Annotated in this window: 13 protein-coding genes; 9 read left to right on the top strand and 4 right to left on the bottom strand. The window is 71.4% G+C overall.

The window, feature by feature from the left end; translation table 11 throughout:
* Positions 1–52 precede the first annotated feature (52 nt).
* On the bottom strand, positions 53–586 hold the full coding sequence (locus tag ACWD68_RS00950) for a TerD family protein (protein ID WP_451804264.1): 534 nt from the start codon (positions 584–586) through the stop codon (positions 53–55).
* 154 nt (positions 587–740) lie between these two features.
* On the opposite strand from ACWD68_RS00950, the gene ACWD68_RS00945 reads away from it, so the two are divergent.
* The 4 genes from ACWD68_RS00945 (at position 741) to ACWD68_RS00930 (ending at position 5,351) form a co-directional block, all read left to right on the top strand.
* Positions 741–1,346, top strand: a complete 606-nt coding sequence (locus tag ACWD68_RS00945; protein WP_451804262.1) for a YdbC family protein — start codon at positions 741–743, stop codon at positions 1,344–1,346.
* Between the two features lie 108 nt (positions 1,347–1,454).
* Positions 1,455–2,114: a histidine phosphatase family protein gene (locus tag ACWD68_RS00940; protein WP_451804260.1), complete on the top strand. Its 660-nt coding sequence runs from the start codon at positions 1,455–1,457 to the stop codon at positions 2,112–2,114.
* 12 nt (positions 2,115–2,126) lie between these two features.
* Positions 2,127–3,056 carry an ADP-ribosylglycohydrolase family protein gene (locus ACWD68_RS00935; protein ID WP_451804258.1) on the top strand — a complete coding sequence of 310 codons (930 nt, stop codon included), beginning with the start codon at positions 2,127–2,129 and terminating at the stop codon, positions 3,054–3,056.
* 318 nt (positions 3,057–3,374) lie between these two features.
* On the top strand, positions 3,375–5,351 hold the full coding sequence (locus tag ACWD68_RS00930; protein ID WP_451804256.1) for a DUF4153 domain-containing protein: 1,977 nt from the start codon (positions 3,375–3,377) through the stop codon (positions 5,349–5,351).
* Between the two features lie 188 nt (positions 5,352–5,539).
* On the opposite strand, the gene ACWD68_RS00925 is transcribed toward ACWD68_RS00930, so the two are convergent.
* On the bottom strand, positions 5,540–7,087 hold the full coding sequence (locus ACWD68_RS00925) for an MFS transporter (RefSeq protein WP_451804254.1): 1,548 nt from the start codon (positions 7,085–7,087) through the stop codon (positions 5,540–5,542).
* A gap of 186 nt (positions 7,088–7,273) precedes the next feature.
* On the opposite strand from ACWD68_RS00925, the gene ACWD68_RS00920 reads away from it, so the two are divergent.
* From ACWD68_RS00920 to ACWD68_RS00910, 3 genes are all read left to right on the top strand, one after another.
* A complete protein-coding gene (locus ACWD68_RS00920; RefSeq protein WP_451804252.1) occupies positions 7,274–7,897 on the top strand; it encodes a TetR/AcrR family transcriptional regulator in 624 nt (207 codons plus the stop codon).
* Positions 7,898–7,978: 81 nt separating this feature from the next.
* Positions 7,979–8,680 (top strand): ribonuclease HII, encoded by a 702-nt coding sequence (locus ACWD68_RS00915; RefSeq protein WP_451804250.1) that lies wholly within the window; start codon positions 7,979–7,981, stop codon positions 8,678–8,680.
* A gap of 68 nt (positions 8,681–8,748) precedes the next feature.
* Entirely contained in the window at positions 8,749–9,375 is a 627-nt protein-coding gene (locus ACWD68_RS00910; protein WP_451804248.1) for a hypothetical protein, read from the top strand.
* A gap of 485 nt (positions 9,376–9,860) precedes the next feature.
* Here ACWD68_RS00910 and ACWD68_RS00905 read toward each other — a convergent pair whose 3' ends face one another.
* Positions 9,861–10,493, bottom strand: a complete 633-nt coding sequence (locus tag ACWD68_RS00905) for a hypothetical protein (protein ID WP_451804246.1) — start codon at positions 10,491–10,493, stop codon at positions 9,861–9,863.
* 224 nt (positions 10,494–10,717) lie between these two features.
* Positions 10,718–12,922, bottom strand: coding sequence for a RecQ family ATP-dependent DNA helicase (locus ACWD68_RS00900; RefSeq protein ID WP_451804244.1), 2,205 nt, complete (start codon positions 12,920–12,922; stop codon positions 10,718–10,720).
* 133 nt (positions 12,923–13,055) lie between these two features.
* Here ACWD68_RS00900 and ACWD68_RS00895 point away from each other — a divergent pair, with 133 nt between their 5' ends.
* Positions 13,056–14,777: a DUF4192 domain-containing protein gene (locus tag ACWD68_RS00895; protein WP_451804242.1), complete on the top strand. Its 1,722-nt coding sequence runs from the start codon at positions 13,056–13,058 to the stop codon at positions 14,775–14,777.
* Between the two features lie 499 nt (positions 14,778–15,276).
* Positions 15,277–17,409, top strand: coding sequence for a glycogen debranching N-terminal domain-containing protein (locus tag ACWD68_RS00890; RefSeq protein WP_451804240.1), 2,133 nt, complete (start codon positions 15,277–15,279; stop codon positions 17,407–17,409).
* Positions 17,410–17,442 lie beyond the last annotated feature (33 nt).

Genomic DNA, 17,442 nt, shown 5'->3' with positions numbered 1-17,442 from the left:
TGCGAAAGGGCGGTCGCGCGAGGAGCGCGACATGGGCTCCGGGGAGTGCCCTTCACGCCTCCTGCGGGCTGCCCATGATCCTGGCGAAGGTCGCCGGGTCCGTGTCGTATCCGTGGATGCCGGCATGGAACGTCCACTCCCCGGAGTGGTCGCGTACGAACTCCCCGATGGTCGCCGCCGTCGCGCCCAGGACGTCGCCGAAGTCGCCCTCGGTCAGGACGGTGTAGCCCTCACGCAGGCGGAAGCCGGGATTGAGGACGCCGACGAACGTCTTCGACCCGGTGCGCTGCTGGATGAGCACGCCGACCACCACGCGCCCGTAGCGGCTGTCCAGGCGGTCGAGCTCCAGGGTCATGACCTCGTCCCAGCCGAAGCCCTTGCCGTCCTTGCTGTCGCGGTTCAGATAGATGGTGCCGTCCGGCGAGCGGCTGCCGAAATACACCACGTAGTCCGGGTCTCCCTCGGGCGCGGACGCCAGATAGGTCGCCGCGATGATGTCGAGGTCGGTCGCGGGCTCGCCTACGGGACTCGGATCCCACTTCACTGCCAACTCGGCCTTGCGGATGCCCTTGTTGAGACCGTTCACCGGATTTTCCCTCCCCGTTCCTCAGCAATCACCGGCCCAACTGCCCTGCGGGCATGGCCGGTTGTCCATCGTGCCACGCGCGCCTGAGGGCTCGCGCGGATCCACTGTGCCGGAGCGTGACCGGCGCCACGTTCCGTGGCCTTACGATGGCGCGGTGCTGGTCAAGTGGATTCGCTGCACCGTGGTCGATCGCCGCGGTTTCGAACGGGGGCAGCGAAAGTGGGCGGGGCTTCTGGGGGAGCCGGGATTCCGGGGACAGGGCGGAGGATGGAGTGTGGGGCGGTCCGGCGTCGCGCACATCTTCGCCTTCTGGGAGAGTCGTGCCTTCTACGACTCCTTCATGGCCCGGTCCCATGACCGGCTCGCCGCCGCGCAGTCGGGCACCTTCAAGGACTCCCAGGTCAAACTGTTCGACTACCGCTTCGACGTGAAGACCGGCTTCGAGCCGCGCTTCACGGACGCCGACGTGGTGCGGATCGCGCACTGCCGCGTCCACGAGGACCGCGCCGAGCACTTCGCCCTGATGCAGGAGAAGGTCTGGAACCCCGCGATGGCCGGTTCGCCCGGCATGGTGCGAGGCCTGTTCGGCGAGGCGCCCGGCAGCGAGTTCCTGGTCCTGTCCATGTGGAAGTCGGCCGCCGAACACGGCAAGTACCGTGCCGAGCGGGTGGAGAGGCTGGCGCTGCGCGCTCAGATCGAGGCCGACATAGCCGCCCTCGCGGGTGACATCGTGCAGCTGGAATCCGGCTGGATCGTCTGACGGGACGCACGCGCCGAGTCGGCCCTGATGTGCAGGAACGGTGTGACATGCGCCGTATAGGGCCGGTACGACTGCTCGATCCGTGCCGATACGATCTAGGGTCTTGGCATGGCACGACCACGGCGCATCGTCCTTGTCCGGCACGGCGAGTCGGTGGGCAATGCCGATGACACCGTGTACGAACGCGAGCCCGACCACGCTCTGGCGCTCACCGAGACAGGGTGGCAACAGGCGGAGGACACCGGCAAACGGCTGCGCGAAGTCTTCGGCCAGGAGCGCGTAAGCGTTTACGTCTCCCCGTACCGTCGCACCCACGAGACCTTCCGCGCGTTCCACCTCGACCCCGGGCAGGTCCGGGTGCGCGAGGAGCCGCGACTGCGGGAGCAGGACTGGGGCAACTGGCAGGACCGTGACGACGTACGTCTGCAGAAGGCCTATCGCGATGCGTACGGGCACTTCTTCTACCGGTTCGCGCAGGGCGAGTCCGGTGCCGACGTGTACGACCGGGTCGGTGGCTTCCTGGAGAGCCTGTACCGGAGCTTCGAGGCCCCCGACCACCCGCCGAACGTGCTCCTGGTGACCCATGGCCTGGCCATGCGGCTGTTCTGCATGCGCTGGTTCCACTGGACGGTCGCCGAGTTCGAATCGCTCTCGAACCCGGGGAACGGCGAGGTGCGGATGCTCGTTCTGGGGGAGAACGGCCGATACACCCTTGATCGTCCCTTCGAGCAATGGCGTGATCCGGAATCGTACGGAGTCACCGGATAGAGTGGCAGGGCGATGATCGCTGACTCCTCTCCCGACGGGCGCCTCGACCGCGCCCTGGCCAGCCTGCGCGGACTCGCGGTGGGGGACGCGCTGGGCTCGCAGTTCTTCGTGCCCGCGAACTACCCGCTGCTGAAGCGCCGAGAGCTGCCGCCCCGCCCTTGGCAGTGGACCGACGACACCGAGATGACGTGCTCGGTGGTCGCGGTCCTGGCCGCACACCACCGCATCGACCAGGACGAACTGGCTCGCTCCTTCGCCGACCACCACGACTTCGACCGGGGCTACGGTCCCGCGGTCAATCTGCTGCTGCGGCAGATCCGGGAAGGCGGCGACTGGCGCGAGCTGGCGTCCGCCCTCTTCAAGGGCCAGGGCTCCTGGGGCAACGGCGCGGCGATGCGGATCGCCCCCTTGGGGGCCTGGTACGCCGACGACCCGGAGCAGGCGACCCACCAGGCGGAGATCTCCGCCTATCCCACGCACCAGCACCGTGAGGCCGTGGTCGGTGCCATGGCCGTCGCCGCGGCCTCCGCGCTGGCCGCCGACCCGGCGGGCCCGCCGAGCGCCGAGGCCCTGCTCGACGGCGTGATCGCGCTCGTACCGCGCAGCGCCGTGGGCGCCGGGCTGCGGCGCGCCCGGGACATGCTCGACTACGGGGACGCCGCGACGGTCGCCGCGGTACTGGGCTGCGGACGGCGGACGTCGGCCCACGACACCGTTCCCTTCGCCCTCTGGTCGGCCGCCCGCACCCTGGGCGACTACGAAGAGGCCTTCTGGGCCACTGCCCAGGTCGGCGGCGACGTGGACACGACCTGCTCCATCGTGGGCGGCGTGGTCGCCTCCGGTAAGGCGGGAGCGCCACCCGTGGCGTGGCTGGAAGCCACCGAGGCGCTGCCGGAATGGGTGCCGGGGCCCGCGCACGGGCGTACGGCCGGCGACGCGTAGGGCGTACGACTGGGGGGCTCCCCGGGCCATTGAGCTGTGGCCCGTCGCGCTGTGGCGCAGGGACGGTGCCGCGGGCGACCTTCGGGGTGCACTCGGAACGCCGCCACGCCGGCCGCCTCGGGAAGGCCGGCAGCTGGGCTGTGTCACAGGCTTGCTACAGCCCCGCAGCCCCATCGTGAGCCCCCTAGCCCGTGGATACCCTGTGCGCCACGCCGCCCGTTGATCATGGCGGGCGAGTGCCGACGAGACACCGGTCGGCAGCCTCCCTGTCGCGATGGCGTGCTGCGGGCTGCCCGAGACCGGCTGGGAGGGGATCCCGTGCCCGACATACCGTCCACGCCCGAGCCGAGAGACGAGGCGCAGGCGCAGCCGAAGAACCCGGAGGCGAGCAAGGAGCTTCCGGAGGCCGGGAAGAGGCCCCCGGAGGCAGCGGATCCGGAGGATTCCACGGATCCGACCGGACCCGGATCGACGGGTCGGCCCGGACACGAATCCGGCGCCACGGGGAATACGACCGAACCGGGCGCCGGGGAGGAGCCCGCGGACACGGAGGAGCCCGGGGACGAGGAAGAACGCGAGGGCCGTGCCGGCGACGAGACCGACGATGGCGTCGCCGAGGAGCCCGCGGGACGGGTCGCCCGAGAGACCGGCGGGGACGAAGAGTCCGAGGAGCGGGCCCCCCGAGCGGCCGGCGCGGACGTGACGCCCCAGGCGCGGGCGGCCCGAAAGGCCGACGGAGACGTGACGCCCCGGGTGCAGGCCGATCGACGGAGCACCGCAACAACCGACTGGGCGCCCCTGTCGCCCACCCACGGTTCTTGGTCGGCCGATCTTCAGGTCACGCCGCCCGCCCCGGTGCGTACGCCCACGCTATGGGCCGTGCTCGCGACCGGAGTGCTGAGCATGCTGCTCCTCGACGACGGTCTGGCGATCAACCTTCTGCTGGTCGCGATACCCGCCTCGCTCGCCGCGTACTTCGCCGACCGGGCCGTGGGACGCCGCACGCGCGCGTGGACCCTCGTCTGGGGCATCGGCGGCATCGGCCTGCTGATCGTGCCCGCTCTGCGGGACGCGGACTGGCCGTCGTTCCTCGCCGTCGTGACGGCGATCGCGCTCGGTTCGCTCGCGCTGCACGGCGGACGCACCTGGCCCGCCGTGCTGCTGGGTCCCATCGGCGTCTTCAACTCCTTGGTCACCGGCCCCGTCTGGGGCTGGCGCGGGCTGCGGGAACGATTCGGCGGTGCCCGTCGCAGCGTGGGTGTCGGGCTGCGCTCGCTCGTGGTGACCGCGGTCCTGCTGCTGGTCTTCGGAGCGCTGTTCGCCGGGGCCGACGCGGCCTTCGCGAACCTGCTCGGCGACCTGGTGCCGGACACCTCCGTCTCCGGCGGCCCCTGGCGCTTGGTGCTGCTGGTGTTCGGTCTGGTCGGAGCGCTGGCCGCGGCCCACACGGCAGCCGCGCCGACGCAGTGGGACCGGGTCGTGGTGCCCGCCGGGCGTCCTCGCAACCGCGTCGAGTGGGCCCTGCCGCTGATCGTGCTCGTCGTGCTCTTCGCGGCCTTCAACGCCGTCCAGCTCGCCGTGCTCTTCGGCGGTTATGACGCCGTACTGGAGAAGACCGGGCAGACGTACGCCCAGTACGCGCGGCAGGGCTTCTGGCAACTGCTGCTCGTCACGTTGCTGACCCTGCTCGTCGTGGTGTTCGCGCTGCGCTGGGCGCCGCGGGACGACGCGAGCGACAAGAAGCTGGTGCGGGGTGTGCTGGGAACTCTCTGCGGCCTGGCGCTCGTTGTCGTGGCATCCGCTGTGCGACGTATGGACATGTATGTGGAGGCCTATGGGCTGACGCGGTTGCGGTTGTCGGTGGTGGCCGGGGAGCTGTGGCTGGGTCTGGTCATCGCGCTGATCATGGCGGCCGGTGTGTGGGGCGCCCGCTGGCTGCCCCGTGTGGTCGCTGCCAGTGCGGCGGCCGGCGTGCTCGCGTTCGGGTTGCTGTCGCCGGACGGTCTGATCGCCGAGCGCAATGTCCAGCGGTACGAGGACACGGGCAAATTCGACCTCGAGTACGCGCGAGAGCTGTCGGCCGACGCCGTACCCGCGCTCGACAAGCTCAAGGAGCCGATGCGCTCCTGCGCGCTGAGCTCCATCGCCGATGACCTGGGGGAGAACGACACGCCCTGGTACGCGACCAGTTGGGGTGCGGCCCGAGCCCGGGACATCCTCCGCGACCGCCCACCGGCCGCGTCCGCCGACTGGAGTGTCTGCAGCGACCTGGCGAGCGACCTCATGTACCGCTGAGCCGCTTCCGGGGGACTTGTGCCCTGAGCGAGGGGCGGGTTCGTGTGCGCGCCTCGCCGTGCACCCGGTGGGTCGCGGGTGCCTCCGCTTCGGCAGAGGCACCCGCCCTCGGGCTCGTACCGCGGACGGCCGAACCGTGGTCACCCTCGGTCTCCCCGTCCGCGGCGCGGCCGTCCGCGGCTCCGTCCTCAGCCCGCGGCGGGCTCCGCCGTGCCGGCCAAGGCGTCGAGGTCGCTCTTGCGGACCCTGATCACCAGTGCCGCGGTGACCAGGGCGAGCAGGGCCATCGCCACCGCGGGTACGAAGGCGGTCGAGATGCCTTGAGCGAGCACCTCGTGGCCCCAAGGGGCAGGCAGCTGGTGCGTCTTGGCGAACTCCGCCTTCTGCTCGGCCGAGCCGTCCGCCAGGAACTTCGGCATCTGCTTCGCCGCCTCGTCGCGGCCGGCGGAACCGAAGACCGTGGTGAGGATGGCGAGGCCGAGCGAACCGCCCACCTGCTGCGTGACATTGAGCAGACCCGAGGCCGCGCCCGCCTCGTGCTGGGCGACACCGGAGACCGCGGTCACCGTCAGCGTCACGAAGTTCAGGCCCATGCCGAAGCCGAACAGCAGCATCGGACCGAGGACTCCACCGGCGTACGAGCTGTCAGGGCTGATGAAGGTCAGCCAGCCGAGACCGAGGGCGACGAGTGTGGAACCGCTGATCATGAACGGCTTGGGACCCAGCACCGGCAGGAACCGCTGCGAAAGACCCGCGCCGACCGCGATCGCGACTGTCACAGGAAGGAAGGCCACGCCGGCCGAGATCGGGCTGTACCCCAGCACGTTCTGCACGAAGAGCACGATGTAGAAGAACATGCCGAACATCGCGGCCGCGAGGCTCAGCATGATCAGATACGTGCCCGAGCGGTTGCGGTCGGCGAACATCCTCAGCGGGGTGATGGGTTCCTTGGCCCGCGTCTCGATGGCGGTGAAGGCCAGCAACAGGGCGACGGCCGCGACGAACGACCCGATCGTGAGGCTGTCCCGCCAGCCCGCCTCTGCGGCGCGGATGAAGCCGTACACCAGCGACGCCATGCCGGCCGTCGAAGTGAGCGCGCCCGCGATGTCGAAACGTCCTGGGTGGCGTTCGGACTCGTTGATGTACAGCGGCGCGAGGACGGCGATCAGGATGCCGATGGGCACGTTGACGAAGAGGACCCACCGCCAGTCGAGCCACTCCGTGAGCATGCCGCCGGCGAGCAGACCGATGGCGCCGCCACCTGCGGAGACCGTTGCGAAGACCGCGAACGCCCGGTTCCTCTCCGGGCCCTCGGGGAACGTGGTGGTGATCAGTGCCAGCGAAGTCGGTGACGCGATCGCGCCACCGACACCCTGCAGGGCACGCGCCGCCAGCAACTGCCAGGGTTCCTGGGCGAGTCCGCCGAGGAGCGAGGCGAAGGTGAACAGCAGGATGCCGGCCATGAAGACCCGGCGCCGACCCAGGATGTCACCGGCCCGCGCGCCGAGGAGCAGCAGGCCACCGAAGGTGAGGGTGTACGAACTGATCACCCATGTCAGGTCGGTCGTAGTGAAGTCGAGGGCGTCTTGAATGTGCGGGAGTGCGATGTTCACAATCGTCGCGTCGAGTACCACCATGAGTTGGCAGGCCGCGATGACGGTGAGCGCGATGCCGGGATGCCCCTCCCGGCGGGCCGCACCCGGTTTGGTGTCCTGAGTCAACTGAGAGGTCGTCACTATGCTTCCCCCACAAGTGCGTTAGTGAACGCTCGCGTTCACTGTCGCGTCAACGGTAGTGAGTCCCCGACAGTGAACGCAAGCGTTCACTGAAGTCGCTGTCCGAAGACGTCACTTCGATCGCTCCTCCCCTCGACAGCCCGAACCTCCCCGAATTCCGCTCCCTTGTACGACGGAGACACTCTGATGGTTACTTCGCGTTGGACGGCCGCCCCCGCTCAGGCGGCCTCCTCGCGCCGGCGCGGTGCCGTGCTCGAGCGCGCGATCCTGGAAGCCGCGCTGGAACAGCTCGGCACGGTCGGCTGGAACGGCCTCACCATGGAAGGTGTGGCCGCGCGCGCCCAGACCGGCAAGGCCGCGGTCTACCGCCGCTGGCCGTCCAAGGAGGATCTGGTCGCGGACGCGCTCCAGTCCGGACTGCCGAACCAGGCGGAGGCTCCCGACCTCGGCAGCGTCCGGGAGGACCTGCTGGAACTGTGCCGACGTGTGCGCGCGGCGATGTTCTCGCAGACGGGACTCGCGCTTCGCTCGGTTCTTCACGAATGCGATGTGAACCAGGCCGAACGTTTCAACCGGGTGATCCTCGGCGGGGTCGTCGAACCCACCATGGGCCTGCTCCGTGAGGTCATCCACCGAGGTATCGACCGCGGTGAGGTGCGTCCCGACGCCGCGAACCCGTACGTCTTCGACGCCATCCCGGCGATGATGATGTACCGCTCCAAGGTGTGCGCGAGTGAATGGAGCGATCAGGATCTCCAGGAGATGATCGACCAGCTGATGGTCCCGCTGCTGCGCCGGAGGGACGTCTGACCGGCTTCGGCGCGGGCTCCCCGGCCGCTCGGGGAACCTGGGTGTCGCGAGGGGCTCCGGGCGGCGTAGTCTGATGGCGCCATGCCGTACGAACCACCCACCCACACCGTCGAGCGCTCCCTCCGCGCCACGACCGGAGCGAAGGTCATTGCCGGTGTCGACGAGGTGGGGCGCGGTGCCTGGGCCGGTCCCGTCACCGTCTGCGCCGCCGTCACCGGACTGCGCCGCCCGCCCGAAGGCCTCACCGACTCCAAGCTCCTGACCGTCAAGCGCCGGACCGCGCTCGCCGTGGAGTTGGAGAAATGGGTGACGTCGTACGCCCTCGGGCACGCCTCCCCGGAGGAGATCGATCAGCTGGGGATGACGGCCGCCCTGCGCCTCGCGGCCGGACGCGCGCTGGAGGCTTTGCCGGTCCGCCCCGACGCGGTCATCCTCGACGGGAAGCACGACTATCTCGGAGCTCCCTGGCAGGTCCGCACGGTGATCAAGGGCGACCAGTCCTGCATCGCCGTCGCGGCGGCCTCGGTGATCGCCAAGGTCCAGCGCGACAAAATGATGGCCGAACTGGGTGTCGACCATGCAGACTTCGGCTTTGCGGCCAACGCCGGGTACCCGTCGCCGGTCCACAAAGCCGCGCTGGAGGAGCGGGGCCCCACCCCGTACCACCGGTTGTCGTGGGCGTATCTTGATGCGCTGCCCCAGTGGCGGCATCTCAAGAAGGTCCGCAGCTGGGCGGACGGAAGCGTTCCAAAGATCGAGGGCCAGCTCGGCTTCGATTTCTGACGATTCCGTTCGCACTCATGTGCCACCCGCCGAGGCGAGTCGCACCGGCGTTTGATAGATATCAGCTCATGCCTCTCATTCCCGAGGAGCCTCAGATTCACGAGAGTGCCCAGGGTCCCCGCGTCACTCCGGCCAGTGGCCGCACCGCGCAGACCCCCCGCCCCGTACCCGGTCCCCGTCCCGCGGCTCCGCCGCGTCCCGGCCGTCCGGGTCCTGTCCGGCCGACGCCGGCCCAACGCACCCCGCGCGAGCCGCTCGTGGCCACGCCGGGACCGTCCGCCAAGGCGGCCGCACCCGCTGCCGTCACCCCACAGATCCAGCTCATCCCGGCCTCGGCCGAGGGTGCGCTGGACGCCGCTGAAGAAGCCGTCGACCTGCTGCTGGAGTCGGGCCGAGCCCCCGGTGAGGTGCTGGTGATCACCACCGGCGATCCGCACCCGTGGGCCGCGCACGAACTCTCCTTCGGTGAGCCCGCGTACTGGGCGCAGCACGACGCCGGCGACGACGTCTTCTACGCCGGCGCCTCCGCCGCGGGCCGGGCCGTGTCCCGTCCCGTCGTCGTGGTCGCGGCCAACGGCGGCTCCGGCGAGACCCTCGCCACCGCCCTGCCTCTGGCCCGCGGCCTGGCCGGCGCCCTGCTGATCGTCTGCGGCGACCCGCAGCAGATCAACTCGGTTCTGGGCGCGGGCGTCTGAGCGCGTTCCGGACCTGGTCCGGAACGCGTTCGGCGGGACGGTGAGGGTGCCGCCGCGGCGGCACCTGCACGGTGGTCACTTTCGCGTACCCGCAACGCGTCCACGCGCGCGGAGGGGGGCGTCCTGTCCATCGTTGTCAGTGGGGTGCGAGGCGGCCTGGTGCCGAGTTCGGCGCCTGGCTGCGGTACTCCCCGCTCCTGGCGGACGTCACTGGGACAGAGACCGATCTCGTTCCACGTTCATCGCCGGACCGATCTCGTGCCACGTTCATCGCCGGATATGGCATCCGTATGCCAGTCGGCGTGGGCTCCCGTTGCCCGGTGGTTCCGTCGCGCGATCGACGGACCGCGTGCGCCCGACATCCGAGCCGCGCGTCCGTGGCGTACGCACGAGTGAGTGATACGACCCTGGAGCGGGCTCATCGGACGTGTACGGCCCGCCTTCCCCCGAGGGCGGGCCGTTGTCTCCTGCGACTCGCCCGTGTCTCAGCGGGCGGCCGCCCGGCGCATGATCTCCGACGCGACGCCTCCCGTGCGGGGCAGGGGCGGCAGCACCTCGCCCGCGAAGAACTCCGGTGTCGAGTCGGAGTTGGGACGGCGTCCGCCGCGGCCCTCGCCGAGAACCTGCCAGCCGTCACGCGTAAGGGTGATGTACGCCCCGCACCGCAGTCCATGGAGCGTGCAGGCGTCCCGCAGTCCCCACATCCAGGCCCCGTCCTCCTCCGTCCAGCGCGCGTCGCCGTCCCGGCAGTACAGCAGCACGGCCGTACGCACGGGGGAACGGCGCCGCAGGTCGTGCGGGATGACCCGGCGCAGCTGCGCGAGCAGCGAGTTGCGGAACATCCAGCCATCGGCCGGTGCCGAACGCCGGGTGAAGGACGCGCTCGCCAGGAGCCGTTCCTCCGGATCGAGGACTGCCACGATCGCGGTCGACGGTCTGGGCCGGTGCCGGGCGTGCAGTCCGCTGACAACCTCACGGGGATCGCGCAGAAGCGGAATTCCGGCCGAGGCCCATTCGGCGGGTTCGAGCATGCGGGCCAGTGGGTTGGCGGAAGCGGCGGACAGGTCGGGAGACGTCGACATGGATGCCGCCGAGGACGGAGCGAATCCGAAGGTCACGGTCCTCCCTTCGGCTACGTGCCCATACAGCGGGCGGGGTCGGACTTGGGGGAATGGCACGCCGCAGCAGAGCCCTACCGGACCACGGGCGAACCGTGCGGGGAGCGGAGCTCAATTCTTCCTGTCGAACTGGGTTGCGGCAACGAGCAATTGGGGCCACAGACCGTTTTCGGGCGATTAGCGTCCTATATACCTGCCCAGTGTTTCGAATCGCGACACGCGACTCACGCTTGTACGGCGAGGACCAGCGGCAACACCGCCTGAGCGCCCGCTCTGCGAAGCATCCGCGACGCCACCGCCAGCGTCCAGCCCGTCTCCGTGGCATCGTCCACCAGCAGAATCGGACCCCCTGCCTCTGCCAAGGCGTCGGCCAGCTGCGGCGCCACGGACAACGCCCCGTCCAGCGCCTTCAGCCGCTGAGCGCTGTTGCTCCGGGAGATCTGCGAGACCTCGCCGACATACTCCACGGATCCCAGCAGCGGCAGTCGGCCGATTTCCGCGATCCGCGCACCGAGCGACTGGATCAGCTGAGGCCGCGAGCGCGAGGCGATGGTCACCACGCCGACCGGGCGCGGCTGCGCGTCGGACTGTCCGGAAGCCCAGCCGCCCGGGCCCTTCGCCCAGTCGGTCAGGACGCCGACCACGGCCTTGGCGACGTCGTCCGGGACGGGCCCGTCCGGTGCCTGCGGGGCGAGCATCGGCCGCAGCCGGTTGCCCCACCCGATGTCCGAGAGCCGTCCCAGGGCACGTCCCGGAGCGGCCTGTTCGCCGACCGGGATACGCCCCTTCAGGTCGACGCCGACCGCCGGCAGCCCGGTCGGCCACATCTTCCGGGGCTCGACGTCGACGCCCGCCCGGTCGAGCTCGCCGTTCGCCGCGTCCAGCGCGGCGGAGGACACTGACGCCTGGAAACGGCCACCCGCGCAGTTGTCGCAGCGCCCGCACGGTACGGCTTCCTCGTCGTCCAGCTGTCGGCGCAGGAACTCCATTCGGCAGCCGGTCGTCGACACGTAGTCCCGCATCGCCTGCTGCTCCGTCGCCCGCTGCTTGGCGACCCAGGCGTAGCGCTCGGTGTCGTACGTCCAGGGCGAGCCCGTGGAGATCCAGCCGCCCTTGACCCGGTGCACGGCTCCATCCACGTCGAGCACCTTGAGCATGGTCTCCAGACGGGACCTGCGCAGCTCCACGAGCGGTTCGAGCGCGGGCAGCGAGAGCGGCCGCTCGGACCGGGCCAGCACGTCCAGGGTGCGCCGCACCTGCTCCTCCGGAGGGAAGGCGATCGAGGCGAAGTACTCCCAGATCGCCTGGTCCTCCTTGCCCGGCAGGAGCAGCACCTCCGCGTGTTCCACACCGCGTCCCGCGCGTCCCACCTGCTGGTAGTAGGCGATGGGAGAGGAGGGGGAGCCCAGGTGCACCACGAATCCCAGGTCGGGCTTGTCGAAGCCCATACCCAGGGCCGATGTGGCGATCAGTGCCTTGACGCGATTGGCGAGCAGGTCCTCCTCGGCCTGCTGGCGGTCCGCGTTCTCGGTCTTCCCGGTGTACGACGCCACGGTGTACCCGCTCTGCCGCAGGAACGCGGTGACCTCCTCGGCCGCGGCCACGGTGAGTGTGTAGATGATGCCGGAGCCCGGCAGGTCGTTCAGATGCTCGGCGAGCCAGGCCATCCGGTGCGCGGCGTCCGGCAGGCGCAGCACGCCGAGGCTCAGACTCTCCCGGTCCAGCGGCCCGCGCAGGACCAGGGCGTCGGTGCTGGCTCCGGTGCCCAGCTGTTCGGCGACATCGGCCGTCACGCGCGCGTTGGCCGTCGCGGTGGTGGCCAGCACCGGGACGCCGGGCGGGAGGTCGGCGAGCATGGTGCGCAGGCGTCGGTAATCCGGTCGGAAGTCGTGGCCCCAGTCGGAGATGCAATGCGCCTCGTCGACCACCAGGAGGCCGGTGGCCGCGGCCAGCTTGGGCAGCACCTGGTCGCGGAAGTCGGGATTGTTGAGCCGCTCCGGACTCACCAGGAGGACGTCGACCTCGCTCGCCGCCACTTCGGCCTGGATCGTCTCCCAGTCCTCCGTATTCGAGGAGTTGATCGTTCGCGCGCGGATTCCGGCGCGGGCCGCCGCCTCCACCTGGTTGCGCATCAGCGCGAGAAGCGGGGAGACGATCACCGTGGGTCCGGCGCCCCGCTCACGCAGCAGTGCCGTCGCGACGAAATACACCGCGGACTTGCCCCAGCCGGTGCGCTGTACGACCAGCGCCCGGCGCTTGTCGGCCACCAGCGCCTCGATGGCGCGCCACTGGTCCTCGCGCAGCCGGGCCTCGCCCGCCCCGGCCCCGACGAGGCGGGCCAGGACGGCATCGGCCGCGGCCCGCAGGTCTTCGCGGGCTGCGTCGTGTGCGTTGTCGGTGGCTTCGGGTCGCGGGTCTTCGTTGGTCATGGCTCCATGCAACCCGATGGGTCGGACAAAGCGCGAACGAGCCCGTCGAGCTGTGGACAACTTCTGGCGTGATCATGGTGATGGTTATCCACAGGTCGAACCGGAATCTTGTGATCCGCGGGATGGTCACCGCATGACGAATCACGACGAAGCGGCCGGCAGGTCCGGCGAAGAGAACATCGGCGCGGTCGGTGGACGCGACGGGAACCGCGGGCGCGATCGATCCGGTGGCCAAGGCGATCACGGCGGCCCGAGCGGAGCCGGCGGCCACACCGGCGACGGGTGGAACGGCCCGGGCGGCCGATCGGGACCCGAGCGCATGGACCGACCGAGCCGCCAGGTCGGGCCACAGGTCCCTGGCGCTACGGTCCCCGGCGGACTGCGCCACGGGGGTGGGGCGGGCGTGGGCGGCGATGCCCGGCACGCGGGCGTCCCCGGGGCGGAACATCAGGTGACTCTGCGTACCCCGGCAGAGCTGGCCGACGCGCTGCCCTATCTCCTCGGGTACCGCCCTGAGGACAGCATCGTGCTGGTCGCCCTGCACGACCGGGAGCGCCGGGGGCGGTTCGGCGGCCGGGCCCGCCTCGGCATCCCCGCCCACGCGGAGGACTGGCCGTCCGTCTCGGAGCAGCTGGCGCAGGGTCTGGTGAAGGGCAGCGAGCGGCGGAGCTCCCGCCCCGAGAGCATGGTCGCGTACCTCTGCCAGGAACCGGGGAGCGGTGAATCAGGGCGGGACGTCATGGAACGCCTGCGCCCACTCGCGCAGCTGCTGCGGACGGCCTGCGGACGCCTCGACGTTCCGGTGATCGAGGCTCTCTGCATCTCGGACGGCCGCTTCTGGTCGTACACCTGCCCGGGGCAGGGATGCTGTCCGGCCGAAGGCACGCCGATGGGGTTGCCGGGTACGTCTGTCCTCGCCGCCGCCGCGACGTACGCGGGCCTGCAGGTGCGCGGATCCCTGAAGGATCTGACGGCCAGGCTCCTTCCCTGGGAGGGCGGCGCCGCCCTGGGCCAAGAGGTGGCGCTCGACACGGCCAGCATGGCCCTCGTGCCGAGGATCCTGGAGGACGACAGCCGCGCCGAGGTGGCCGAGGAGGCTCTCGCACTGGCCCGGCGGATCAGGGACCGGCTGGCGGACTCTTCCCCCGTGTCCGGAACGCGCCCGGCGGACCTCCGCGACGACGGACTCCTGGAGAACGACGAGGCCGCCACCTTGATCCTCGGCCTCCAGGACCGCACGACCCGTGACCGTGCCGCGCAGTGGATGGAGGGCGACGAGGCAGGCCCGGCGCTGCGGCTGTGGCGGGCGCTGGCCCGCCGCTGTGTCGGCCCCTACCGCGAGCACGCCGCCGCGCCCCTCACCCTCGCGGGATGGGTCGCCTGGTCCATGGGAGACGAGCTCGAGGCACGAGAAGCGCTCGCCATGGCGCTCGGCGCCGATCCCGACTATCTGTTCGCCCGTCTCCTCCACCAGGCGTGCAATGAGGGCTTGGATCCGGAATCCGTCCGACGCTGCCTGCGCGGGGAGCGTACGAGCCGTGGCTCGACGCAAGCGGGGCAGTCGACCGATTCCGGCGCCCCGCTCCGAGCGGGTGACTCGACGTGCGCTTCCCTCTCGCCGGACACACGTCCCTCGACGCCCGCCGCTCGGCGTCGCCGCCGGACCCGCCCGAACGCGAACGGCGGAAGCCGCCCGAGTCGGCGCGGCCCCGGGACGGTGAGCGCCCAAGGACGTCGCCCGGCCCACGATGCCTCGCAGGCAGGCGACGGACAGGGGCGAGAGGCGAAGAGGGCGGACGGTCCGCCGCGCGCGCGGGGCGAGAGTGGTCGGCGTGGTGCGGGGGAGGGCGGGTGAGTGGCTGGGGGCACAGCAAAGGGGGCGGGTCCGGGTGAGGCGAGGCCGGGGTGGACGTGCCCGCCCACTCGGTCGAGGCGGGGTTGGAGATATGCCTCCCACTCGGCCGAGGCCGGGACAGAGGCGGCCTGCCCACTCGGTCGAGGCCGGGACAGGGGCAGGCCTAACCACTCGGCCGAGGCAGGACGTGACGCACGTCGTCCCGAGGCAAGGCGGTGTTCCGGTCCAGCCGCGGCCGGCCGGCGCGTTGCCCGGCGACGGCATCACCCTCGGTGCGGCCGACGTCCGCTCGACGGGTGGTTGTCAGGCCCCGTCGGCCGTCCCACCGCCATTCGGTCGGCTTCCCGGGGCAAGGCGTGACCCCGGACAGGGCTGCCCCGTTCACCTGAGTGGCGGATTCCGTGGCCGGGGTGCGCCGCCGCAACGCGCCCCCGCTCTGCGGGGCCCGCACCAGAAGCCGAACGCGCTCCAGGCGCACCGAGCGCGGAGGAAGCCACCCATGCCCATGCCCCATCCGTCCTCGGCCCCCGACGGCGGCCGTCCGCCCGGGCGCGAGTCCGCCCAGCCCGTCAGGCAGAGGGGCGCCCCGGAGACCCCACGAGCGGGCTGGGACACCGGTGCGCCCTTCATCCCGGCAGGGCGCGGCACCGGCGTTGCCGCATCCCTTTCCGTCCCGGGACCAACGGCGGAACTGCCGCCCGCCCACACCTCCCTGATCTGTGTCGCTCTTCCAGGACTGGTGATCTCCACGGAGGAGGGTCAACTGACCGGCCGCGGGCTGGAGGGCTTCTACCGGGCGGGTCGGCGTGTGCTGTCCCGCTGCCAGGTGCGGGTCGCCGGACGGGAACCGCTCGCCATGCAGGCCCGCATGCTCGCGGCCGACCGGGCCCGCTTCGTGGGTACGCTGCGCGCGTCCCGGGATGTCGGCCCGGATCCGGACGTGGTCGTCGAAAGAACCCGCCATGCGGACGGCATCGAGCGGATCACCCTGCGGAGCTCGGCCCCTCGCACCCTGCGCCTGCCCGTCGAGGTCGCCCTCGGGACGGATCTCGCGGAACTGGGCGCGGTCGCCTCGGGCCGAGCCGGGCCCGAGCTGCCGGCCAGCGTCCATGCCTCCGGCCTGCGGTGGTCCTGCGCCACGGGGCACGCGACCGTCACCGCCGACCCGCCGCCCACCGACGCCCTGGCTTCGGCCGGACTGCTGCGCTGGGAACTCGAGCTGCCGCCGGGCGGCACCCTCAGCGTGGAACTGCGTGTCCGGCCGGACGGCCAGGGACCGATCAGGGCGGTGGGTCGCGGCGCCGCGAGCCCGTTCGCCCAGGCCCGGGCAGCGAGCGACGGGCCCGGGGTCGAGGCGCTCCTGCGGACCTGCGTCGAGGACCTCGGGGCCCTGCTGCTGCGCGACTCCCTGCATCCGGCCGACACGCACCTGGCGGCGGGAGCCCCATGGCGCTGCGGGCTGGCGCCGGCCGAGGCCCTGGCCGCGGCCCGGATGACGTTGCCGCTCGGTACGCGTCTCGCCGCGGGCACTCTGCGGACCCTCGCCCGCACCCAGCTCGCCGGCCCGGGACCGCGCTCCGGACTGATTCCGGGACCGCTCCGGGACGGTGGGCCACACCTGCCGCCGGGCTGCACGGCGACCGAGGCGACGCTGCTCTTCCCCGTACTCCTCGCGGAGGCCCGGCGCTGGGGACTGGCCGAGCAAGAGGTGGAGGAACTGCTGCCCGCGGCCGAGCGGTGTCTGGACTGGTTGCGGATCACGGTCGGCGACGGCACGTATCTGCCCGACCCGCAGCCGGGCGGACCGTTTCGCTGCGAGACGCAGGCACACGCGCACCGTGCGGCGCTGCTTGGCGCCGATCTGCTCGACGCGCACGGCCGGACCGGTGGCACGGGGCTGCGCGTGTGGGCTCAGGCGTTGCGGACGGCGTTCCGTGCCGACTTCTGGGTCGAGGACCGGGGTGGTGGCAGTCCGGCAGCCGCCCGCACCTCGGACGGGCGTCTCGTGCCCCAGCTCGGTTCGAGCACCTCCCATCTCCTCGACACCGGACTGCTGGGCTCCGGAGAGCTGGCCCCCGGTCTGCTCGACAAGGTGCGGATCGAACAGCTCGCGCGGCTGCTCGGCGGCCCGGCCATGGACTCTGGCTGGGGGTTGCGCAGCCTGGGAGCGAAGGAGGCGGGGTACAACCCGTTCGGCCATCGCAGCGGGGCCGTGCGCGTTCATGAGACGGCCGTCGCCGTCACGGGGCTCGCCGCCGCGGGCCACGAGAAGGAGGCCACCTCGCTCCTGCGCGGCGTACTGGCGGCGGCGGAGTCCTTCGGCAACCGGCTGCCCGAGATGTACGCGGGGGAGCAGCGTGCACAGGGGAGCGCCCCGCTTCCCCATCCGGCGGCCTCGCGGCCCGCGGCCATCTCCGCGGCGGCCGGCGTGCTGCTGCTCAGCTCACTGGCCGGGATCCGCCCCGATGCGCCCGCACGGACCGTGATCCTGCGCCCGTTCCGCGATGCGCCACTGGGCGAGATCGCTCTCACGGGCCTGCGGATCTCGGGCGCGCCCTTCTCCGTACGCGTCAGCAGACTCGGTGCCGCCATGGTCGAGGAGGCGGGCGACGGACTGCAGTTGGGGATGTGACGTCGCGGGACGCGTCTCGGAGCGAGTGTTCCC

It is taken from the genome of Streptomyces sp. NPDC005141 (assembly GCF_053599975.1).
Note: the sequence above shows the minus strand (reverse complement) of the source record. Positions and strands in the feature narration are given on the sequence as shown.

Excerpts from the sequence above, each read along its gene's own strand:
- ACWD68_RS00915 (WP_451804250.1), top strand. The coding sequence starts at position 7,979 with ATGCCGTACGAACCACCCACCCACACCGTCGAGCGCTCCCTCCGCGCC.
- ACWD68_RS00935 (WP_451804258.1), top strand. The coding sequence starts at position 2,127 with ATGATCGCTGACTCCTCTCCCGACGGGCGCCTCGACCGCGCCCTGGCC.
- ACWD68_RS00940 (WP_451804260.1), top strand. The coding sequence starts at position 1,455 with ATGGCACGACCACGGCGCATCGTCCTTGTCCGGCACGGCGAGTCGGTG.
- ACWD68_RS00910 (WP_451804248.1), top strand. The coding sequence starts at position 8,749 with ATGCCTCTCATTCCCGAGGAGCCTCAGATTCACGAGAGTGCCCAGGGT.
- ACWD68_RS00895 (WP_451804242.1), top strand. The coding sequence starts at position 13,056 with ATGACGAATCACGACGAAGCGGCCGGCAGGTCCGGCGAAGAGAACATC.
- ACWD68_RS00900 (WP_451804244.1), bottom strand. The coding sequence starts at position 12,922 with ATGACCAACGAAGACCCGCGACCCGAAGCCACCGACAACGCACACGAC.
- ACWD68_RS00920 (WP_451804252.1), top strand. The coding sequence starts at position 7,274 with ATGGTTACTTCGCGTTGGACGGCCGCCCCCGCTCAGGCGGCCTCCTCG.
- ACWD68_RS00890 (WP_451804240.1), top strand. The coding sequence starts at position 15,277 with ATGCCCATGCCCCATCCGTCCTCGGCCCCCGACGGCGGCCGTCCGCCC.